Genomic DNA, 22,219 nt, shown 5'->3' on the forward strand with positions numbered 1-22,219 from the left:
TAATAAGCTCCTTAATATTATACCTTTACCATTTTTATGACCTTCACCAAATCCATCGCTAGATTATGAAATGCTTCTGCTTCCATCGCCACATCATCCATTGAAATTTTCTGATGCTCAGCGGCCGCCTTAATATGTTGCATGCTTGCAGCAAATTGTTCGGAGGTATCTGAAATTTGATTCATGTTTTCAATCATCGTTTTCATCTGCTCTCTTACGTCTATTGCAATGTCTGATACCCCTTTAGACTCATTAAATACATCTGAAATTGCATGTACAATTTCCGCAAAAGCATTTTCCGTTTCTTGAACCTTTAACATACCTTCCTTTAATACAATTCCTCCATTTGTCATAGAATCAATTGCTTGAATGATTACTTTTCGAATCTCGTCGGTATGTTCTTTAATGCTCATTGCCGCATTTCCTGACTGATCAGCCAATTTCCTAATCTCACCCGCCACAACAGCAAATCCTTTCCCATGTTCGCCAGCGTGGGCAGCCTCAATAGTAGCGTTTAAGGATAGTAAATTCGTGTGATGAGCAATCTCGCTAATCATATTTACGATTTGGTCGATATGTTTAGAAATTTGATCTAATGCATCAATTCTTTCGGATGTTTCACCAATTGATTTCTGTACGAGCCCCATTTGTGCAACAGTTTCCTCTATCCATTCATTTCCTGTCTTTGCCTTTTCACTAGCCCTATCCAAGGATTTTTCTACTTTTTCAATGGACCTCCCTACCATCTCCATCCCTTCCGATATCCTTAAAACGTTCGTAGATGCCTGAGAAGCAGCTTCCACCTGTACATCAGTACCGCTAGCTACCTGACTAATGGCTAATGTAATTTGTTCGGAAGCATCTTTAGTCGATAAGGATGTGACACTTAATTTTTCAGAAGAAAGAGTGATATGCTTAGCACTCTCTTCAATATGTGCAATTAATGTATTCACACTATGAATCATTTGATTAAAACCATAGGTGAGTGCTTGTAGCTCTTTGCTTATAGGTGTTTTTTCCAACCTAATATGCAAATTTCCTTTTGATACATCCTCCATTGTTTCTTTTAATTTAATGATGGGATTTGTGACATTTCGAATGGTAAAAAATCCAACAGTACTGGCAAGAAAAATGGTAATAAAGGTAATGACGAATAACAAATTCCTGTACTGAGTAACCGGCTGTAAATACTCTTTATCTTTTAAAGCAATGATATATATTGCATCATCTAATTCCACTTGATTCGCAATAGCTAATGTTAAACCCTTATAATGATATATTCCTTTTCCTTGCTTATGTATTTGCTTTTTAACCATTTCAGGAAGTTTGGGAATATCGTTTTTAAAGCCACTGAAATTTTCTACCTCATCCGTATTTGTAAGTTTAAATTGAATAGGTGTTAGATCGCTATCTTTATAATTATTTCGTGTTAATGTTAAGGCATAAGCAAGCTTTCGATCAAAATCCCCCTTCGGTACCGTTGCTTTTAACATGGTCACTTTTTCCGTCATGACCTCTGCAGATGAAATCAATTGCCGCTCGATTGCTTGCTGTTTTAATTGTTTGTTTTTTTCATAGCTTACGAATGCAATAACAGAGGAAGACAAAATAATGACTGCTATAATTGGTAAAATTAAAATGGATCGCAGTTTCATATTTTTCAAATCAAAACCCCTTTGTTTTCTCATCCCGATTCACTCTCTCATCATAAATTCACGATCTCATTATGTGTCTTTTGAACTATTACAATCTATTTAAAACTATCAATATTAAGGAAATATTTATGAATGATTAAGATTTTGTTTTTGTATTTATGTGCAATAAAAAATGCCCGATTACCTCGGACACTTATGTTTTATCTTTTAATACAGGAAATGTGACGGTAAAAGTAGTTCCTTTCCCAACTTGGCTTTTAACTGATATTTCCCCTTTATGGAGCTCAATTATTTTTTTGACAATGGAAAGTCCAAGCCCGCTGCCACCCGCCGTTCTTGTTCTTGATTTATCCGCTTTATAAAAACGTTCAAAGATATGCATTTGGTCTTCGGCAGAAATACCAATACCCGAATCTGAAATATGAACAAAGAGATGGTCCTGCTTTTTAGTTAACTGAATACGAATCTTACCCTTTGAAGGTGTAAACTTGATACTGTTATGAATTAAGTTAATCCATACTTGGCTTAGCAGATCCTCATCCGCAAAGATAGTAACTTCCTCTAATGAGACGTCCATTTCCAATTCTTTTTCTGTCCATTGCGGTTCACTGGCTAGTACTATCTTTCTAATTTGTTTATCCAGTCGAAAGTTTCTCTGTTCAAAGGGATGATTCTGCGATTCCAATGAGGTTAACTTCAATAAATTATCACTTATTTTAGAAAGCCGATTACTCTCCCCTTCGATAATCTCTAAATAATGAAGTCGTTCTGCCCGGGTTAAATCTTCCTCCTGCAAAGCACGGGCAAAGCCACTAATGGACGTTAGCGGTGACTGGATCTCGTGGGAGACATTCGAAATAAATTCCTGACGCATCTCTTCCATTTGTTGGAGCTGCTTTGCCATATGATTTATATTTTCAACGAGGCTTAAAAATTGATGATCTCCTTTTTCAAAATTTAAATGGATGTTAAATTCTCCCCTTGCAATTTTTCTCAATGCATCAATAATTGCTTCCCATAAGACAAGATGTCTTTTTCTCGTCGCTCTTGAAATGATATACACTGTTATCGTAAACAGTACAATACCTATTATATCGGTTACCAATTGGAACAAATATCCGGATGGCCGAATATGCTGCATACGAAAAAAATATAAAGTGATGAAATAGGCAGCCGAATTCATGACCATTACCATTGCAAACATACCGAGAATAAATAATATAATTTCCCACACTCTCGGTTGTCTCATGATTGAACCTCTAAGCGATAACCAAGGCCGCGAATGGTTTTGATTTTAAATCCATTTTGATTTTCTGGAAACTTTTCGCGTAATCTTTTAATATGAACATCTACCGTACGTTCATCCCCTTCATAATCATATCCCCATATTTCTTCAATTAGCTGTTCTCTGGAAAATGTTTTACCAGGGTAGCTTGCTAATTTGAAAAGAAGATCAAACTCCTTAAGCGGCAATGTTAAGCTGTTTTCGTCAACTATTGCTTCATAAGTTTTTCGGTTTAATTTCAAGTTACCTATTTCAATTGTTTGCGATAATGAGATGTGGTAACGTTTAAGCAATGCTTTCACCCTTGCTACCAGCTCTATCGGCTCGAACGGCTTCACTAAATAATCATCCGCTCCAAGGTCAAAGCCCTTCACCTTTTGGGTGGTCTCACCTTTTGCTGTTAACATCAGAACAGGGATATCATAAAATTCTCGAAGCTCCCTACATACCTGCCAGCCATCCATATTGGGCATCATGATATCCAGAACTACTAATTCGATTTTCACCGTTTCTAGGATTTTGAGAGCTTCCAATCCATCCGAAGCTTCATAGATTTCCAAGCCTTCTTTTTTTAAAAATAACGCTACTAATTCACGAATATGTGAGTCGTCATCTACTACCATTATCTTCGCCATTTTATCTATATCCCTCCCCTTTTAGATATTTACACTGGGTTCATGAATTCTCAATTGCTGTTTGGCAAATTCACGATACATATTATGAGTCCTGAAAAGTTCATCATGAGTACCGCTGCCCGTGATTCTACCTTTTTCAAAAAACAATATTTTATCTGCATCGACTACTGTTGAAAGACGATGCGCAATAATAAGCGTAGTTCTGCCGCTCATTAAATTTTGCAAAGCCTTTTGAACCACAATTTCTGATTTGCTATCCAAGCTTGAGGTTGCCTCATCCAGCATTAGTATATTGGGGTTACGGAGAAGTGCTCTCGCAATCGCGATTCTTTGCCGCTGACCTCCCGATAGCTTGATTCCTCTTTCTCCTACCTCGGTATCAAATCCGGCTGGTAGTTCTTCTATAAATTGATCTGCATAGGCCATTCTTGCAGCATTTTTTAATTCTTCCTCACTGACTTCTCTACCTAATCCGTAACATATATTGTCGCGAATTGTTCCTGAAATAAGTGAACTTTCCTGTGAAACATAGCCGATTTGACTCCGCCATGATTGCAGCGAAAAATCATTAATAGATTGGTTTCCAAGTGTTATCGACCCCTTTTGTGGCCGATAAAATCTTTCTAATAACGAAAACAGCGTTGTTTTCCCGCTTCCGCTAGGTCCTACTATCGCTGTGACTTTCCCGGCCTCTACTTCAAACGTTATATCTTTTAAAACTTCTTCCCCTTCTTTATAAGAAAACTGTATATTGTTTACTTTAATTGATTGATCCACATTTTGCACTGTTTGGCTGGATACATCTTCTTCCTCTTCTTCGTTTAAAATAGAGATAATCCGTTCAGTCGCCCCCAATGCTTTTTGAAATTGGGTAAAGAACATGGTTAATTGTCCCATTGGCATGACAATTTGAAAAAGATACATAATAAAGGCAACCAAATCCCCTGCCGTTAATGCACCTGATGATACTCTCATGCCCCCATAACCAAGTATGACAACAAGTAAAACCATAACCACTAAGGAAACAAGCGGTGTAATCAATGCTTGGATTTTGGCTTCTTTAAGTCCAAATTGAAGCAATTGGACAATCCCCTTTTTTCCACTTTTATATTCTTTATTTTCAGCATTTGAGGCTTTTACAAGTCGAACCTCGGATAAAACTTGATTTAATATGGACGTAAAACGAGCCGTTTCATCCTGCATTCCTTTAGAAATCTTATGCATTTTCCCTCCAAGAGGCATTAATACTGCAAGCGCCAGAGGAACAGCAATGAAAATAAGCAATGTCATTCTCCAATCCAAAAGAAATAACACGATCATGGAACCTACAATAGAAATAATCCCAGTCAAAAAACCAGTTAGATGGTCTGTAATCAAACTTTTCACAACCGCAGTATCATTGGTCATTCTGCTTACCGTATCCCCTGACTGGTGCTCATCGTAATAAGAAACCGGAAGAACGAGAAGTTTTTTCCATAGTCTTTCCCTTATTCCTGCAACAACGGTTTGACCAACATGATTTAATAAGTAGACTGAAACTCCGCCGGCTATAGCCTGAACAATAATGGCTCCAACAAGCAAAGCTATTTTTCCGGTTCCCATTGAATGGAAGGAAAAATGATTGATCAAATTTTTTGTAAAAAGCGGCACAACCAATCCTGCAACCGTTGTGCTGACACTTAATAATAATGCAATGAAGAGAACTATCTTTGATGGTTTAGCCTGAGAAATAAGTTGTATAAATGGTCTCCAATCGACCCTCTTTTCCTTTTCACCTTTTTTCATTATCAATACACCCTTTACGTTTTTTCTGTATATTGAGTATATGATTTTTATGTGAACTGAATATGAACTACATAAATTTACAAATCAAAAAGGGCCCCGAGGCCCTTTTTGCTTCTCTTATTTTTTTGGAGGTAATTTTTCTAAGTAATGAATGGCATCCTTCATTGTTTTTACTGGTACAATCTTAATTTTATATCCCAGCTTATGCGCTTCATCCTTAATATCCTTCTCATTTGTATCGCCTTTTTGTATATCTGCCGGACAGAAGAAGATATCAATACCCGCTTTGTGTGCGGCGACAATTTTATCGCGGATACCTCCAATTTGCCCTACATTTCCATTCTGATCTATCGTTCCTGTTCCCGCAATTTGATATCCTTTCGTCAAGTCCCCAGGAACTATTTGGTTATAAATCTCTAATGAAAACATAAGACCGGCAGATGGACCGCCAATATCTGATGCATTAATATTGATTTTTTTCGATGGCTGAATGGTAAATTCGTCTTCTGGGACAATCCCTATTCCAGCTCTCTTTGTTTTCTTATCAAGTGTTACTAGTGGAATGGTTGTTGTTTCATTCTTCCCGTCATGTGTCCATCCCAGTTGGACTGTATCTCCAGCTTTTTTGTTAGACAAATAATGAATGAAGTCCACGGATTTTTTGACTGGGTGCCCATCTACTGAATGAATGATATCTCCGACCTTTATAGTTCCTTTTGCTTTCGAGTCTGGAAGCACCGCATATACGAATACCCCGTTATTCTGAACGTTCACCTTTTGGCCAGCTGCTTTTAGGCCTGAAGTAATGGCATTTTGTTGAGATGAACTCATCATATGCTCTAATAAACGATCATATTCGGCATCACTCATATCGCCTTTTACATCCTGTGCTTTTTCCATTTGCGTATGAGGAGCCATTAGTCCATATAAATAGATATATACATTTGTTGCCTTTGTGGAAAGAACAGTAGTTAAATATAGATTTCCTTTCTCATCCTTATGCCCATCCTGAACAGTTACCCGCGGAGACAATTTCTCAACAGAGCCAGGTTGCTCTAAGTAATATGGCGTTGGAATAAATAAACCAATAATAAGTACGATAATAATGATAAAAAACGCAAGTGTTGATTTTCTTTTTAGGGATTTGTTCATTGTACGTTCCTTTCTAGTTAAAATTTCTGTCTCTTTCAAAGGCTCTTTTCTAAAACTTGTTGCTTTAATTAGTAAGAAAATATGCCCCTAAACCAAGTCTGCTTAGGTTTTACAACAATTACGGAAAGCAAAATTCACTGCTAAAATAGCCTTTTTAAAAGGGTATACGATACCTGTTTAATACATTCGTGCAATTATGCGGAAGTTCCTTTTATTTTTAGTCTTGTTAAAAATTTTATCATAGGATGATTAAAGGATGATGAGAGAAATATGACACTTTGGGGAGAGTGGTATTTACATTCATATAGGTATTTTTACCTAAAACAGGTCGTTTTTGTTGATTTCGGGCCGTTGGTCGCAGAAGTCAAGCCGTTTCGCAATTTGACTTATACAAAACGAAAGACCATTCCTCAAAAAAATGGCCTCTTCATTACATCTATTTATTTTCTAAAGCTTTTTCATGCTTTAAAAGCCACTCTTTACGCCATAATCCGCCCGCATAGCCAGTTAAAGTACCATTTGACCCGACAATCCGGTGGCAAGGAACAATAATACTTAACTTATTTTTTCCGTTTGCACTGCCTACTGCTCGAACTGCCTTTTCATTCCCTATTGAAACAGCGATATCCTTATAAGAACCTGTTTTTGCAAAAGGGATTTGCGTTAAAGCATTCCAAACTGTTTTTTGAAAATCCGTTCCTTCAAAGATATATGGAATATTGAATTCCTGACGTGTCCCTTTAAAATATTCATCAAGCTGTGTATAACATTCCTTTAATAATTCTGGTGTGTCTTCTTGAAGTTTATGAACAACATTATCTTGTTCCAGAAATAAAATCGAATAAATAGCTTCTTCCGTTCCTGCTATTTCAAGGACTCCAAGGGGTGAAGGATACTCCAATTTATATAGCTTGTTCATATAAAGACCTCCATAAATAGAAAGTGGCATACGCTTGCCAGCCTTCCCAGTTTACTGCCAATTCTTTGATTTCCTCAATGGATGGTTTCCGATCTAATCCTAATTGAAGTTTTAATGCATTATGAAGCCCAACATCTGCGATTGGAAAGGCAGCTGGATGATGCAGACATTTCATAATAACATAATCTGCCGTCCATGCACCCACTCCGCGAATCGCTGTTAAAGATTTGTGCATTTCTTGAAAATCCTGCTCCTTAAGCAATGCTTCCTTGCTCAATTCATCACTGGCCATCGCTTCGGCAATACCAATTACATATTCTGCTTTTCTCATGGTGAACTGCAGTTTTCTAAGATCCTCTACTTCTAAAGAAGCAATTTTTTGAAAAGGTGGATGGACCCAGAAGGTCTCCCCTTCAAAGATAATGCTTTCTCCAAACTGCTCCACAAATCGTTTCTTTAATGTATAGGCAAAGGTTAGATTGATTTGCTGTCCGATAATAGCCCAAACTAATGCTTCAAATAAGTCTGGTATGCCCATAATACGCAAACCGCTATACTTCTGAACAATCGGCTCTAGAATTTTATCTGTTTGTGACATTTTATAAAAGTGCGTTAGATCTTTATCTAAATCAAACCATTCCCATACGAATATGGCAACTTGTTCACGGATATTTTTAGAAGGAACTCCATTAGGAAATTCAATTCGGAGTGAGCGCGAGTTGCCACCTATTTTAAACAAAATCAGTTCTTCCTCTATCTTGAGTAGCTTAAAAACATGCTGACCCTGTATTTGATGCAGCACTTCTTGTTCCGATCTCCCCAAAAACACTAGACACTCCTCATAGTTAAATTCCTTAGGAGGGAAAATATCGAGGTGAGTTTCTTGATCAACCCATCTCATATTGAAGCTCCCTATTTCGATACTCACTAGGTGAACATTGCTTTACATTACGGAACACCTTGTAAAAATTAGATGGGCTTTGAAATCCAACTTCATAACAAATCTCAAGATTTGTGAGCTTCGTATTTTTTAGTAAATGTGCTGCTTTATCTACTCTTATCTTTTCTAGATACGTTCGTGGGGTTTCTGATGTTTCCTGTTTAAAGAGACGCTCAAGATAATACGGGCTAACCCCAACATGGTCTGCAATATCCTGCAGCAAGATTTTTTGCTTATAGTGATTAATCAAGAAAGATATAACATTTCTGACAAGGCCGATATGCGGGGAATGTTCCACTTCTGGCTGGCATCGCTTGCAAGCCCGGAACCCAGCTTTCTCAACATCCTCGATGTTTTGATAGAATTCCACATTCACTTTTTTCGGCTTTCTTGATCGACAAGATGGTCTGCAGTATATTTTCGTTGTCTTAACCGCGGTAAAAAATAATCCATCGTATTTATAATCACATTCCATGATTTTTTCCCACATTTCATCAAAAGAAAGATTGATGGTTTCCACTATCCAAACTCCTTTCTGACCTCATTTCAAGGCAAATGTTCTTTTTCCATTATACTTCATCCTATTGTTATAAGGGATTGCCCCATACTTTTGTTGTACCCCATTTTAACAAGGAATTTACATTCATTTCGTCCTCATTCTTGCTGTTATGGTCTAAGAATTTATGTCAAAAAAAGAAGAGCCTTATAGCTCTTCTAAATTCCCTTATCCTTTAATAGACTCTTATGTATCCAAATCGCCGCTTGCAGGCCTTCCCCCATTGCAATCGTTACTTGCTCAGAGTGCGCCACCACGTCACCAGCCGCCCATACATGTTCAATATTCGTCATTTTCGTTCTAGGGTCAACTAGAATATGCTTGTTTTTGTGAAGCTCCACACCTAATTTTTCTGCAATAGAAGAATGGACTGCATTACCTCCGAATGCAACAAACGCCCGATTTGCCGCTATTTTTTTACCATTTTCTAAATGAACTCCTTGTATGGCGGAACCATCTGCAATGATTTCTTTTATTTCTTCTTGATATAATTCAATTTTCTTATCCTTTAATTGTTGCAATATATTTGCATCTATTGCTTTCTTTTCATGATTAATATAGATGAGTTCGTCTGTCCAATAGGTTAGCGTTAGCGCCATGTTTGCTCCTACATTTCCCGAACCCAGGACAAGTGCACGCTTATTCTTCACTTCATAACCATCGCAATCCGGGCATACATAGACACTGATTCCAAGACAAGGATACAAATTTGGAAATGGCGGCAGCCTGTCCATTACTCCTGTTGCGATCAATACTCTCTTTCCATAAAAGGGTTTGCTAGCTTTAGAGTAAAGAATAAATTGCCCGCCCTGTTTTTCAATCTCTACAACTTCTTCTTCGATGAATTGAACGTCTAACTGTTCCGCCTGTGATTTTCCTGTTTCTCTAAGAATTCGTCCGCTTACACCATCTGGCCAACCTAAAATATTGTGATAAGCATGGCACAGATTGGACCGTCCGTAATTGGAATCAATCACAAGCACATTGTGACAATACCTTCCCAATTGAATAGCCGCTTGCAGTCCCGCAATTCCGCCGCCAACAACGATGCAATCATGGACTTCAGGTTCTTTTTTTCTGTTAGATGCAACAAATAATTCATCAGAAAATAAATTGTCAGATTTATTGTAACGTTCATCACGATCCATAGCAGCACCTCTACTTATTACCTTTTTAACATTATATCCCTTATTAGTAGGTGTTATAATATCCATTACCTTGAGGCTTTCCATTGTATTTCCCTCCAGAAAGGTATTTTTGTGCTAATTTTTTATCATATTTTATTAAAGAGTATTAGTTGACTGCCCAAATGATAACCACTAAGACGACTTTCATAATAGGAAATAGTTGCAAAAAAAAACCGTTTCTAATGATATTGCCAATAGAAACGGTTTTCCCTTTATTTTTTTCGCAAGCTTAGCCAAATTTTGTTATTAGATAGGGACTCAATTTGAACGATATAGTTACCCTCTGGATATTGGAGAATCTTCGTCGTCATTTTTACCTTGTGAAGATTGCCCAGCCTTTTATTCGCTTCTTTTATAGACATATTTAATTCAACCAAAGTGATATAGGCGATATTGGTTTCATCTACGACAAAGGTGATTTTTTGTCCTTTTTTAACATACACGTAATCTTTGATGTCTTCGTTGTCGATAATTTTATCTGGCTTTCCCCAATTTTTTGTTATTTCATCAATAGGAGTGCGGTCGTCTTGTTTAAAGGGGATTCCTTTAATTGTACCCATTTTAAATTGGTTTATTGTATCTTTATCTAATACAACAATTCCGGACTCTTTTTGTGGCTTTTCTTCACTTGTTTTGTTCGAACATCCAGCGACTCCGGCAAAACAAAGGAAAAAGGCAATAAAAATATATCCGATTTTTTTCAAGGTTACACATCCTTTGTTACTTTTTTAAGTTTAACTTATTATTTAAACAATGGATTCCCTTCCATACCTACCCACAAATCAGACTGTTCTAATTGTGCTGCCATCCAGAGTAGCCAATCCTCCCTCCCTTTAGGCGCGATAAATTGCACACCAAGAGGAAGACCATTAGAAGTAAGATGCGTTGGCACACTTATAGCCGGCTGCCCGGTTAAATTAGCTAATTGCGTAAACGGTGTATAAGTTAAGCTTGGTAAAAACATATCATAAACAAGTTTTTGCTGTTCTGTTTTGATAAGGTCTGTAACTTTCATTAGCTCTTCTATTTCTTGCTGATTTTGAGTAAGCTCACCCACTTTTGGAGCAGGAAACGCTGTTGCTGGTGTTATATAAAAATCATAGTTTTCATGGAACTTAGCCATCTGGGCAGCTGCAATATCCCATTCTGCTAAACTATTAGTAAATTCCGCTGCAGTGACAGATTTACCTGCAACATTAATAACCCATGAGACAATTTCCATGTCATTTGCTGTAATCGGTCTGCCAAGAGCTTTTTCCATATCAATAACCATAGCGGAGATTTCTCCGTTGTTCATTAAATAATAGTTTTCCATTAAGCGGATGCCGTCCACTGAATTGGATTGTTCCACGACAGCGTGCCCTTGTTCTTCAAGCCATTTTGCAACATTGTGGACAGCCTGCATCGCTTCATCGCTCACCGGTGTGCCGACAGGAGATTCCGTCGTAAATGCAATCTTGAATTTTCGATTATGATTTTTTTGTATTTCTTCCAGATAGCTTCCCGGAAACAATGGCACCTGAAAGGCAGCTTCCGGCTGGATTGTTTGTAAAAGGTCGAGCATCGCCGCACTGTCCCTGACCGTTCTTGATAAGCAAAAATCAATGGATGCCCCTTGCCATTGTCGGCCTACACCCGGGCCGACCGGAGTTCGGCCTCTCGTAGGCTTCAATCCGAAAAGGCTTGTGAAGGATGCCGGTATTCGGATAGAGCCACCTCCATCACTTGCACCTGCTATTGGAACTACCCCTGACGCTACACTTGCCGCTGAGCCGCCGCTCGAGCCACCCGCAGAGTAATCCGTATTCCAAGGATTTCTTGTTGGTCCATATACAGCCGGCTCTGTAATATTTTTAAGCCCGTACTCTGGTGTGTTGGTTTGTCCAATAAATAAGAATCCTGCTTTACGGAGACGTGATACAAAATTGGAATCACGTTTTGCGATATTTTGCATTAAGAGCTTTGCGCCTGCTGTTAAAGGTTCTCCTTCGATTGCTTGAGAGATATCTTTGAGTACGATTGGCACCCCAGCAAAAGGCTGATCTTCAATTGAAACGGTTTCCGCCTCTTTCATTACTTTTTCTTTCCTCGTACGAATCACACTATTTAATGTCGGGTTCACCTCTTCCAAGCGTTTAAATGCCGCATCTATTAATTCCTGTGGAGAAACTTGTTTAGTTTTTATTAAATTTGCTAATCCTAATCCATCATAAGTTGAATACGTATCCATTTAAATTCTCCTTAACTTTTCACGAAATGAATTCTTCATTGATTATATGATACAATGTATTTTACAAATTTGCCTAAAAAAGATGGAGGAATAATGTTAACTTTTGAAGAAAAACTAGCGATTGCGGAATCATTTCCAGAATTACAAAGAAAGAACGTGTCCTTGGGACGAGTGAATTTTCACTATGAAGAAAGTGTTTCCGATAAGAAAAATGTTGTCTATCATCTTCATCCAAACGGAAATGGATTTGTATATGGGGAATTTTTAAGCGAATATGACACTGATGAACGAGGAATGGTTAATATTCGAGATTTTTCCGAAGATGAGCTGCGGACTATCATTGAAAAGTCCATTTTGTCCTTGTCCAGAACGCTCGAGGAAGCTGCGATTGTGGAGGATTATCCTGAAGAAAAGTGGAAAAATGATGAAGGACATACATTAATCCTCGTAAATGAGGATGATATGTGGAATGTCTATGCGGGGTTGAACCTTGATGGGACGTTTAATTCCTATGGGGAGGCAGCAGAATACTTACATGAAGAGGGATTCGAACGAGCTTAGAGCAGTGTTTTTTCCTGAATGGACCGAATTTTTATCGGAATAGCCCGAAATGTTGCTCGAACGGACCGAAATTACCCTCGAATGGACCGAAACAGGACTATATACCTATACGAATAATGAAAAACTGAACCAAATGATAAACCCCTTACGTTGAATTATTCTAACATAAGGGGTTTTACTTTATCCTAACTTTTCTATAAATACAACTTTCAAATAGTTACCCTCTTTAAACTCCGGTATTGTCCGAAAATCTTCCGGCAAAGAGAATTCCTCTCTCAACTTATATTTCACACCAGATTCCTTGAAAGCTGCATCGATAAATCCCTTAAATTTCCTCATATCAAACGTACTGCAATTCGTTGATGCCACAATGATTCCCTTGTCTTCTGTAATCGAAATCGCATCTTTTAATAGATTTTTGTAATCCTTTGCGGCACTAAATGTATGTTTTTTTGATTTAGCGAAGCTTGGAGGGTCAAGGATTACCATATCAAATTGCAATCCTTTCCTAACCGCATACTTAAAATAATGAAAAACATCTTCCACTATAATATCTTGCTTTTCAGCATCGATTCCGTTTATTGTAAACTGCTCAGTGGTTTTCGCTTTACTTCGATTCGCAACATCAACACTAGTTGTTTTTGAAGCACCGCCCACAGCAGCAAACACAGAAAATGCTCCTGTATAGGAAAAGAGATTAAGGACCGTCCTATTCTTAGCATATTGATCACGAATGGTTTTTCGAACCTCACGCTGATCCAAAAATACCCCAACCATTGCACCCTCGTTCAAATAGATCGCAAAGTTGACCCCATTTTCTTTTACTAAGATTGGAAAATTGCCCCGTTCCCCCATGACAAAATCATCATCTTCTATGTATTGACCTTTTGTGTCAAAGCGCTTTTTTTCATAAACACCTTTAAATTCAACAAGTTTCTCCAATACCTGTAGAACGAATGTCTTAAAATGATAGATTCCTTTACTATACCAATTAATCACATAATAGCCATCGTAATAATCGATAATCAGACCGCCTATTCCATCGCCCTCGCCATTAAAGACTCGGAATGCAGTCGTCTCGGAATCTTCGAAGAAATGCTCCCTTTTCTTAAATGCGGCACTTAATTTCTTCTCAAAAAAACTCTCGTTTATTTCCTCTTTTTCTTTTTGCGTTAGTACCCATCCATATCCTTTGTTCTGCCGTCCAACATACCCCTTCGCAATAAACTGTTTGCGCTCATCTACCAGTTTAATGATAATCCCTTCGTTATCTAATCCACTAATATTTGCCAATGAATCTTTTATAATGAGCGGATATCCTTTTTTATATTGATTTACATATTTTGCTTTTACTTGTACGCTTACCTCTCTATTCATGAAAACCGTCCAATCTACAACATTATTTTTCCGATTTCCTATTTATATTAATGATCATTAACATAAAAAAGGAAATCACGATTATACATCCAACCCATGCCCAGGCAAGCTTCATATTCCCCGCATCAATAGCAAGATAAACTGCCGTTGGAAGCGTTTGGGTTTTGCCGGGAATATTCCCAGCAAACATTAAGGTAGCTCCGAACTCTCCAAGTGCGCGTGCGAAGCTAAGAATTCCTCCGGAAATAATGGATTTAAATGCAAGCGGAAGCAAAACAAACAAAAAAATAACTCTTCTATTTGCCCCATCTACTTTCGCGGCTCCCACAATGTCCGAATCAATTGCTTCAAATCCCGTTTTAGCGGATTGATACATGAGCGGAAACGCCACAACCGCTGCTGCAATCACTGCCGCACTGAATGTGAATATAAGAGACTGGTGAAAAACCCACTCATAAAGCTTTCCGATAGGACTATTTTTGCCAAAAGTGACAATTAATAAAAATCCCACTACGGATGGCGGTAAAACTAGCGGCAGCAAAAACAACGTTTCCACCACACTCTTCCCCTTGAACTTTTTACCCGCCATCATAGCTCCCAAGCATACTCCAACTATAAGGACGATGATTCCAGATATAATTGCTACCTCAATGGATACTTTAACTGGTGACCAAAAATCATGGACCATTCTCTACAATCCTTTAAACCTATATTTTCTCAACACTTCCAGATTCTTATAGATAGTCAAACTTGTTCATAATGCTTAATATTTTTCACGATTCCTGCAAACAGTCGTAACAATCCTTACCTTTTTAGATAAAAGTGCATTCGTTTTGTAAACGATCCCCGCATCGTCATTGGCAAGACTCCACATAGTTCAATACTTGCCTAACAAAACTTATTTACTATATAGTAACATTTATCTGTTCGAATTTATTAAAGAAAAAAGATCAGCTCTTAAAAAAGAACTGATCCTCTTCCTTTCTAATGCTCTATTAATTCATTTACAGAAACCTCTTGTTCATTCTCAGGCTGATCGAGGGGATAAATTCGGGCGGTTTCCCCCTTTTCATCGACATTTTGGATATAGACTGGGGTTCCATTATATGTAACATTTGCCATCACGGGGGAACTTGCTATTTCTTGAGCACGTTGTCTATTCATTTTAATTAAGCCTCCTTTTCTAGGTATTATCCTCTCATTACAGAAGAAGGATTATTCCTTTATCAGACAAAAACCCTCATCAGGCACTGAGGAGGGTTAAAAATCTTATTTATAAACTAATATCTTACCAACAGTTCCATCCGAACTTTGCCCCGTAACACGGACCTTCAAGCCATAGCTTGTAATATTTCGTCCAACATCAGGATTTTCCGGATTCGAATAATTTTGACTGTCATCAAATATAGCATTCTTTTGAGTGAAGTTGTCCTTTAGATAGAATGATTTATCACCAATTGTCACATCAGTTCCCTTCTCTGTATTAAATGCTGCGTCATGAACCTGATAGCTATTGGAAGCTAAGCATTTATTCGCGTCGCAAACTGTCCCCAATTTATCATGCCACACGTTATTATGCTGATCGGCATCTACAACACCAAGGAATCCATCGCCAGGATGGTAACCCGGTCCTGTCCAGTTGTTATCGAATGCATTATCTACATACCAAACCACTAAACCTGGATCAAACGAAAGCATGGTTCCTCGTTTGTTAATATGTGCAAGACCGGAGTCGGAACCGTTATGTGTTCTCCACTCAAGCAAATAATAATGTTTCGTATATTTATTACCGTCTGACTTTTTAAAGCCGCCACTTAAATCAAATTTCGGTGTTCCTTCAGCATCATCTGATAATATATTTTTCCCGTCCGCCGTAACATTGATATCATCCTCAAAAAACCCTGGTTCAGCTACATATTGATCGGATTTATAATGGAAGCTTATTTGAACTTTTTGTCCGACATAAGAAGTTAAATCGACTTTCGCATCTTTCCATCCGTTAGAATCACCAGTAATTCCATTGCCTAGATTTGCCCCATTAGGGTTAGACTTTGTTGAAATGGAAGGAACCTCTACACCCTTTCCGTTCACTTCTACATAGGCATAATCAAAATCCTGTTCAATAGAGTACCATGTTTTAAAGGATAATTCGGCACTTTTGGCATTGGTTAAATCAACTGTTGCGGTCATCTTCGTATCCAGATTATTATCACTTCCACCAAAATACTCCGCTGCTCCGCTTGTAGGTTTGTTAATCGCTTGCTTTTTATCAGGCAGATTAATCTTCACTACATCGTTATTTGTACCTTTTGAACTTGCTTCATCGAGAAGAAGCTCCGTACCTTTTGAAGTTACATCTTTGAAATCCATCTCTGTTCCTGTTTGCCAGTTTGGCGTAAAATCAGGAGTTGTCATGGAAGTCTGTAAATATTCCTTATCATACGGGCTAAATCCTGAAGGCTCTGTACCTGGAATTGCACCGGTCCAGCTTCCGCTTGACATGATAGACCAGTTGCTGACAGGCTCACCCGAACCGCTGTATAAAGTATCATATTCATCCGGTAAGCCTAGGTTATGTCCGAATTCATGAGCGAAAACGCCTGCTGCCCCATCTTCCGGTTGCACAGTATAGGCATATCCAGCTAATTGTCCGCCCCAATATGGCACATCCGTTTTTGTATTTGGAATCGGAGAAACACCGCCTAGATCCCAGCTATGAGACCAAATCGCATCTCCACCAATTTTCCCTCCGCCGGCTTCTTCCCCAACACCAGAGTGAATGACCATTAAGTGATCAATAATACCATCTGGCTCTCTTGTGTTCCCATCACCATCTAGATCATATGGATCTTCTTTATCGAATTTGCTCAAATCACCTATTGCAGGATCTTTTGCAGCTGCAGCTAATGCTTCTCTAATTAAAGCCCTAGGATTAGCATCATTACCACCAGATGCGCTATGTTTGCCATAGTAAGCTGCTGGATATTTCGCAGTATACCAACCTGCAACCGCTCCATCCACCGTATAGCTGCCGCCTGATTGCTGCTCATAAAATTGCTTCATAGAAATTTTCGTTTTACCATCTGGTCCTACATAACCATTGTCGCCGAATATCATATCCTGATAATGCTGATGCGAATATGCATCCTGCCCGCTATAATACATATCCGTTTCTTCCGGCGTTAATTGCCCATGCGGTAAATCAGGAAAATCGATTAATAGAACGAGAACTTCATCCTTTCTTTCTTTCCCGTCCCATTTTTCTGGTTGAACAGGTGCTACAACCGATTGTTTTGCCTGCCCGTTTTTATTTCCCTTCCCTTTATAAATCCCATTACTATCCATTTTTTGCTTCATTGCTTCTTTAACAGCTGCAGCATTTCTGGCAAACGAATTTGTTTCCTTCGAAGAACCTGCAGCTAACGCCATATTATGCAAATACTTCTGCAGTGCCTTATCTTCTTCCGCAGGTGATGCATCCTTTGCAATAGTGCCATTTTTCTTTAGCATCTCAATTAGACGATCACTATTGGCAACTCCTAAATCAATCGGCGCTACATCACTAGCCACAGAACTTTTTACATTTGGTGCTGCTGCCTTTTCCGCATGGATTCCTACAGCAAATGAACTAATTACAAGCCCTGCTGATAACAATGGAACACTTAATTTCTTCTTCCAGTCTCCCAAAACTACTTCCCCCCATCATGATAATAATAAAAGCGCAAGCGCCTTGCTCATCGGCGTACGGATTTCGTAGTCTTCGACTGAGATAAAGGAAACACAGCGAGGTAGTTCACGAGCTGATGTTGACTTATCGTAGGGAGGAGACGGAGAAATCCGCTAGCCGATAGGCGCTGAAGCTAGACAGAGTCTAGACTTGTTAAATGATCTTTGAAATAAAAAACTTATACTTTTTTAACTCTAAAAATAATCGTCCCAGACGGATCTGAACATCCCTCCAATGCTCCGTCAAAAAATAATTTTTATATGTTATACAATTCAGAATTTATGAGAAAAAATCCTTCATCGAATTTTGTCACAAGAAGAAAATGATTCGATAGTATTTGACCTATTTCTATCAATCTCATTCCAAGGTCCTGTTAGGCATAAGTAAAAGGTCCCTTTTCGCTAGAAAGTTTTGTAGAATGCCTAAAAACTACTCATTTTAATGAAGCGCCTCAAAACAAAAAAATCTCCCGGAAAGTAATATTGCACCCTTTCCAGGAGATTATATTTTATGATTCGATCGCATTCTCCATATTTTTAAATTGATTAAAAAACATACTATAATATCTTCCTTGCTTCTCCATCAGCTGATCATGGTTTCCTTTCTCCATAATTTCCCCATGATCCACGACCATAATGGTGTCCGCATCCCTAATCGTATTCAAACGATGGGCGATAATGAAGCTCGTACGACCCTGCATGATATTCAATAATGCCTCTTGAATATGGAGCTCTGTCCGAGTATCAATACTGCTTGTCGCTTCATCTAAAATAAGCAATGAAGGTTTAGATAAAATAACCCTTGCAATCGCGAGCAGCTGCCGCTGACCTTGGCTTAAATTTCCCCCATTCTCTGATAACATCGTGTCATACTTCAATGGTAGCCTGTTAATAAAAAGATCGGCATTCGCCATTGCTGCTGCCCTTTCCACTTCCTCATCGGTAGCATCCGGGTTTCCATACATAATATTTTCTTTAATCGTTCCTGAAAACAAGTACGTATCCTGGAGAACAATACCAAAGCATCTTCTTAAACTGTCTCTTGTGTACTCCCTTATATCACGGCCATCAATGTAAATACTCCCGCTCGTCACATCGTAAAATCTGGTTAAAAGATTTATAACGGTGGTTTTACCGGCTCCAGTTGGGCCAACTAACGCGGTGCTAGTGCCCACTTGGGACTCGAAATTAATATTTTTTAGAATAGGCACATCAGGTCTGTAACCGAAGCTGACATCCTTAAATACAACATGACCCTTTGGATTTTTTAATTCGACTGCATTCGGTAAATCCTCCGGTTCCTCTTGTTCATCTAAAATTTCAAAAACTCGTTCTGCGCCGGCAACACCTGATTGCAACACGTTAAAAATATTAGCAAGATCATTAAGCGGTCTGACAAACTGTCTGGAATAGCTTAAGAAGCTGGCAATTACCCCTACTGTGATCATGCTTTTCACCGCTAAAATACCGCCGACAATGGCAACCGCAGCAAATCCAATATTATTAATTACGTTCATGATTGGCATTAAAAATCCCGAAAAAATTTGTGCCTTCAGACCAACTTTTCGTAACGCTGTATTTACTTCCTCGAATTCCTCTATTGCCTTTTCTTCATGGTTAAATGCTTTTACTACTTGAATACCGGAAATAGTTTCTTCTATATGACCGTTTAATTTTCCAAGCTGTGCTTGCTGATTTTTAAACAAGATACTTGTCCTTTTAGCAATAGACCTGGTTAATAAATAGACTAATGGCACGGTAATAAGACTGGCTATTGTCAAAATGGGACTCAATACAAGCATCATAATGAAAGAACCCAAAATAACAATGGAACCGGACATTAATTGAGTTGTTGACTGAGAAATGGTATTGCTTACATTATCTATATCATTCGAGAGTCTGCTCATTAATTCCCCATGCGTACGATTATCAAAAAACGCAACTGGGAGTTTCTGCAGTTTTTCAAATAAAGATCTCCTTAAGCCTTTTACAATTCGTTGGGACACCCCGGCCATTAGCCAGCTTTGCAAAAAGGTAAGAACACCATCTGCAATATACGTAACCAATAGAACGAGAATCATAATCTCCAGCAGTCCAAAATCAACCTTACCACCTTTTGCGGACATAGCATCAATTGATTTTCCAAGCAGATACGGAGCCGACAGTGTAAGGGCGGAATCAATAATAATAAACAGAAATACCGTTGATAATAGTTTTCGTTCCTTCCCAATATAAAACCATAATCTTTTCAGGGTTCCTTTAAAATTCTTCGGCTTTACTACCGGTGCTCCTCTCCCGCGTCTGAAATTTCCTCCCGGCCTAAGAGGCGGTGCCTGCTGTCCTCTATTTTCATTTCTTTCCTGCGACATTCTAACGCACCTCCTTGCCCACTTGCGATTGGAAGATTTCTTGGTAGACCCTGCATGTTTTCATTAATTCCTCATGCTTGCCAATTCCCGCTATTTCCCCATTGTCTAAAACAATAATTTTATCAGCATCCATAATGGACGTAATTCTTTGTGCGATTAAAAGACATGTTAAGCCTTTTGCATACTTTTTCAGTGATTCTTTAATTCTAGCTTCCGTCCCCACGTCAACAGCACTTGTACTATCATCTAAAATAAGGATTTCTGGGTTCTTCACCAACGCCCTTGCGATGGAAACACGTTGTTTTTGACCCCCGGAAAAATTCACTCCGCCCTGCCCTATACGGGTATAGTATCCTTCCGGTGAAGCTGATATAAAGTCATGTGCCCCTGCCATTGTCGCTGATTTTTCGATCTCTTCAATGGTCGCATCCTCTTTTCCCCAACGAATATTTTCCACCACTGTACCGGTAAATAGAGTTGTTTTTTGCGGGACAATCGCGATTTTCTCTCTTAACTTTTTTGGATCAATATTACGAATGTCCTCACCGTCTACTTTTATACAGCCTGATGTGACTTCATAAAAGCGCGGGATCAGTCCAACAAGACTGCTTTTTCCCGAACCTGTTGATCCAATGATCCCTACTGTTTCTCCAGGTAGACATGTAAGATTAATATTTTTCAAAACAGGCTCTCCGGATGCTCCTTTATAGGAAAAACAAACATTTTCGAAGTCAATTCTTCCTTTTATATTGGCGTCTCCCACTGCACCCTCTTTCCAAGTGACTTCGTTCTCTTCTGCAAATACTTCCCCTATACGACCCGCGGAAGCACGAGCCCTTACAAACATATTAAAAACCATGGAAATCGTCATTAAGGAAAAAAGGATTTGCGTCATATAATTGATAAATGCAATTACATGGCCGACTTGAATATTTCCTGATTCAACCCCATTTCCCCCTAACCAAAGCACCGCGATAATACCTAAATTAACGGTCAGCATAATTGCAGGGCTGAAAACGGACATTAACCTTATGGCAGACATTGATTTAGCCTGGAACTCCTCGTTAGCGACATTAAATTTCGTCATCTCATAATCAAACCGATTAAATGCCTTAACAACCCGAACTCCGGATAAATATTCCCTCATTACCCCATTCACACGGTCAAGCGCTTTTTGTACTTTAATGAATAAAGGGAAGCCGAACTTCATGTTCATCACGATTAAAATCGCCACCATTGGCACCACAACGGCTAGTACAACGGCTAAGTGAAGATTTAAGCGTGTAGCCATAATTAGACCGCCGACACACAGAATTGGCGCCTTCGCAAATATTCTCATTAACCCGTTCATAAACGTCTGAACTTGTGTGACATCGTTCGTTAACCGGGTAATTAAGGACGCACGATCAAACTTATCAATTTTCTCAAAGGTTAAACCCTGAATTTTTTTAAATAAGTCAGACCTAAGCTCCGCACCGAAGTTTTGCGATACCATGCTGGATACAATATTCCGAGTGGAGGCGGCTATCGCCCCGAAGGCTGTAATAAGAAGCATTAGCCCCCCTTTTTGCATAACATAATTCATGTCTTTATTAGCTACCCCAATATCCACTATTTTGGACATAATGGTAGGCTGCATAAGGTCGCAAATCGCTTCAATGGCGACAAATATAACCCCTATTAAAAAAGGCAGCCAGTATTTTTTCGCGTATTTTTTTAAGAAGCTCATCCTAATTTCCATCCTTGACATTTATTTCGCAATGCGAATTTACTAATTCAAAGATACTATCCATATTCAAAATAGTCACTATTTTTTTCGCTTTCCTAAATATTTTCTAAAGG

General features: G+C 38.7%; 18 protein-coding genes and 1 pseudogene. 1 reads left to right on the forward strand and 18 read right to left on the reverse strand.

Translation table 11 applies throughout. From position 1 onward, the window contains the following. Positions 1–17: 17 nt before the first annotated feature. The 11 genes from AN964_RS19615 to AN964_RS19665 form a co-directional block, all read right to left on the reverse strand. The gene (locus AN964_RS19615) at positions 18–1,688 is read right to left on the reverse strand and encodes a methyl-accepting chemotaxis protein (RefSeq protein WP_083489484.1); all 1,671 of its coding nucleotides are present in this window, start codon (positions 1,686–1,688) and stop codon (positions 18–20) included. A 160-nt stretch (positions 1,689–1,848) separates the two neighbouring features. Further along, positions 1,849–2,904, reverse strand: coding sequence for a sensor histidine kinase (locus AN964_RS19620; protein WP_055741511.1), 1,056 nt, complete (start codon positions 2,902–2,904; stop codon positions 1,849–1,851). Beyond that, positions 2,901–3,575: a response regulator transcription factor gene (locus AN964_RS19625; protein ID WP_055741512.1), complete on the reverse strand. Its 675-nt coding sequence runs from the start codon at positions 3,573–3,575 to the stop codon at positions 2,901–2,903. The genes AN964_RS19620 and AN964_RS19625 overlap by 4 nt, the downstream gene beginning before the upstream one ends. Positions 3,576–3,596: 21 nt before the next feature. Continuing rightward, positions 3,597–5,360 carry an ABC transporter ATP-binding protein gene (locus tag AN964_RS19630; RefSeq protein ID WP_055741513.1) on the reverse strand — a complete coding sequence of 588 codons (1,764 nt, stop codon included), beginning with the start codon at positions 5,358–5,360 and terminating at the stop codon, positions 3,597–3,599. A 117-nt stretch (positions 5,361–5,477) separates the two neighbouring features. After that, positions 5,478–6,512 carry a SepM family pheromone-processing serine protease gene (locus AN964_RS19635; protein ID WP_055741877.1) on the reverse strand — a complete coding sequence of 345 codons (1,035 nt, stop codon included), beginning with the start codon at positions 6,510–6,512 and terminating at the stop codon, positions 5,478–5,480. A gap of 436 nt (positions 6,513–6,948) precedes the next feature. Then, positions 6,949–7,431 carry a methylated-DNA--[protein]-cysteine S-methyltransferase gene (locus AN964_RS19640; RefSeq protein WP_055741514.1) on the reverse strand — a complete coding sequence of 161 codons (483 nt, stop codon included), beginning with the start codon at positions 7,429–7,431 and terminating at the stop codon, positions 6,949–6,951. Continuing rightward, positions 7,415–8,332, reverse strand: a complete 918-nt coding sequence (locus tag AN964_RS19645; RefSeq protein ID WP_055741515.1) for a DNA-3-methyladenine glycosylase family protein — start codon at positions 8,330–8,332, stop codon at positions 7,415–7,417. The genes AN964_RS19640 and AN964_RS19645 overlap by 17 nt, the downstream gene beginning before the upstream one ends. After that, positions 8,319–8,861 (reverse strand): bifunctional transcriptional activator/DNA repair enzyme AdaA, encoded by a 543-nt coding sequence (locus AN964_RS19650; RefSeq protein ID WP_055741878.1) that lies wholly within the window; start codon positions 8,859–8,861, stop codon positions 8,319–8,321. Before AN964_RS19650 ends, AN964_RS19645 begins: the two co-directional genes overlap by 14 nt. 224 nt (positions 8,862–9,085) lie before the next feature. Further along, positions 9,086–10,159, reverse strand: coding sequence for an NAD(P)/FAD-dependent oxidoreductase (locus AN964_RS19655; RefSeq protein ID WP_235950802.1), 1,074 nt, complete (start codon positions 10,157–10,159; stop codon positions 9,086–9,088). A 167-nt stretch (positions 10,160–10,326) separates the two neighbouring features. After that, positions 10,327–10,818, reverse strand: coding sequence for a hypothetical protein (locus AN964_RS19660; protein ID WP_055741516.1), 492 nt, complete (start codon positions 10,816–10,818; stop codon positions 10,327–10,329). A gap of 38 nt (positions 10,819–10,856) precedes the next feature. After that, positions 10,857–12,344, reverse strand: a complete 1,488-nt coding sequence (locus AN964_RS19665) for an amidase (protein ID WP_055741517.1) — start codon at positions 12,342–12,344, stop codon at positions 10,857–10,859. A 93-nt stretch (positions 12,345–12,437) separates the two neighbouring features. Between AN964_RS19665 and AN964_RS19670 the strand changes: the two genes are divergently transcribed. Further along, the gene (locus AN964_RS19670) at positions 12,438–12,905 is read left to right on the forward strand and encodes a hypothetical protein (protein ID WP_055741518.1); all 468 of its coding nucleotides are present in this window, start codon (positions 12,438–12,440) and stop codon (positions 12,903–12,905) included. Between the two features lie 180 nt (positions 12,906–13,085). On the opposite strand, the gene AN964_RS19675 is transcribed toward AN964_RS19670, so the two are convergent. From AN964_RS19675 to AN964_RS19700, 7 genes and pseudogenes are all read right to left on the reverse strand, one after another. Further along, complete coding sequence (locus tag AN964_RS19675; protein WP_055741519.1) at positions 13,086–14,282, reverse strand: class I SAM-dependent rRNA methyltransferase; 1,197 nt, start codon at positions 14,280–14,282, stop codon at positions 13,086–13,088. A gap of 22 nt (positions 14,283–14,304) precedes the next feature. After that, the gene (gene modB / locus AN964_RS19680) at positions 14,305–14,970 is read right to left on the reverse strand and encodes a molybdate ABC transporter permease subunit (protein WP_055741520.1); all 666 of its coding nucleotides are present in this window, start codon (positions 14,968–14,970) and stop codon (positions 14,305–14,307) included. A 108-nt stretch (positions 14,971–15,078) separates the two neighbouring features. After that, positions 15,079–15,175 (reverse strand): annotated as a pseudogene (locus AN964_RS27620) (molybdate ABC transporter substrate-binding protein); the annotation flags it as partial. Positions 15,176–15,266: 91 nt separating this feature from the next. Continuing rightward, positions 15,267–15,446, reverse strand: a complete 180-nt coding sequence (locus tag AN964_RS19685; RefSeq protein ID WP_055741521.1) for a small acid-soluble spore protein H — start codon at positions 15,444–15,446, stop codon at positions 15,267–15,269. A 105-nt stretch (positions 15,447–15,551) separates the two neighbouring features. Then, a complete protein-coding gene (locus AN964_RS19690) occupies positions 15,552–17,969 on the reverse strand; it encodes an immune inhibitor A domain-containing protein (RefSeq protein WP_055741522.1) in 2,418 nt (805 codons plus the stop codon). A 548-nt stretch (positions 17,970–18,517) separates the two neighbouring features. Next, positions 18,518–20,377 (reverse strand): ABC transporter ATP-binding protein, encoded by a 1,860-nt coding sequence (locus AN964_RS19695; protein WP_055741523.1) that lies wholly within the window; start codon positions 20,375–20,377, stop codon positions 18,518–18,520. Between the two features lies 1 nt (position 20,378). Further along, positions 20,379–22,106, reverse strand: coding sequence for an ABC transporter ATP-binding protein (locus tag AN964_RS19700; protein WP_055741524.1), 1,728 nt, complete (start codon positions 22,104–22,106; stop codon positions 20,379–20,381). Positions 22,107–22,219 lie beyond the last annotated feature (113 nt).

Origin of the sequence: Heyndrickxia shackletonii (assembly GCF_001420715.1) — a bacterium.
GTDB lineage: Bacteria > Bacillota > Bacilli > Bacillales > Bacillaceae_C > Margalitia > Margalitia shackletonii.

Excerpts from the sequence above, each read along its gene's own strand:
- AN964_RS19615 (WP_083489484.1), bottom strand. The coding sequence starts at position 1,688 with ATGAGAAAACAAAGGGGTTTTGATTTGAAAAATATGAAACTGCGATCC.
- AN964_RS19620 (WP_055741511.1), bottom strand. The coding sequence starts at position 2,904 with ATGAGACAACCGAGAGTGTGGGAAATTATATTATTTATTCTCGGTATG.
- AN964_RS19625 (WP_055741512.1), bottom strand. The coding sequence starts at position 3,575 with ATGGCGAAGATAATGGTAGTAGATGACGACTCACATATTCGTGAATTA.
- AN964_RS19630 (WP_055741513.1), bottom strand. The coding sequence starts at position 5,360 with ATGAAAAAAGGTGAAAAGGAAAAGAGGGTCGATTGGAGACCATTTATA.
- AN964_RS19635 (WP_055741877.1), bottom strand. The coding sequence starts at position 6,512 with ATGAACAAATCCCTAAAAAGAAAATCAACACTTGCGTTTTTTATCATT.
- AN964_RS19640 (WP_055741514.1), bottom strand. The coding sequence starts at position 7,431 with ATGAACAAGCTATATAAATTGGAGTATCCTTCACCCCTTGGAGTCCTT.
- AN964_RS19645 (WP_055741515.1), bottom strand. The coding sequence starts at position 8,332 with ATGAGATGGGTTGATCAAGAAACTCACCTCGATATTTTCCCTCCTAAG.
- AN964_RS19650 (WP_055741878.1), bottom strand. The coding sequence starts at position 8,861 with ATGTGGGAAAAAATCATGGAATGTGATTATAAATACGATGGATTATTT.
- AN964_RS19655 (WP_235950802.1), bottom strand. The coding sequence starts at position 10,159 with ATGGAAAGCCTCAAGGTAATGGATATTATAACACCTACTAATAAGGGA.
- AN964_RS19665 (WP_055741517.1), bottom strand. The coding sequence starts at position 12,344 with ATGGATACGTATTCAACTTATGATGGATTAGGATTAGCAAATTTAATA.
- AN964_RS19670 (WP_055741518.1), top strand. The coding sequence starts at position 12,438 with ATGTTAACTTTTGAAGAAAAACTAGCGATTGCGGAATCATTTCCAGAA.
- AN964_RS19675 (WP_055741519.1), bottom strand. The coding sequence starts at position 14,282 with ATGAATAGAGAGGTAAGCGTACAAGTAAAAGCAAAATATGTAAATCAA.
- modB (WP_055741520.1), bottom strand. The coding sequence starts at position 14,970 with ATGGTCCATGATTTTTGGTCACCAGTTAAAGTATCCATTGAGGTAGCA.
- AN964_RS19685 (WP_055741521.1), bottom strand. The coding sequence starts at position 15,446 with ATGAATAGACAACGTGCTCAAGAAATAGCAAGTTCCCCCGTGATGGCA.
- AN964_RS19695 (WP_055741523.1), bottom strand. The coding sequence starts at position 20,377 with ATGTCGCAGGAAAGAAATGAAAATAGAGGACAGCAGGCACCGCCTCTT.
- AN964_RS19700 (WP_055741524.1), bottom strand. The coding sequence starts at position 22,106 with ATGAGCTTCTTAAAAAAATACGCGAAAAAATACTGGCTGCCTTTTTTA.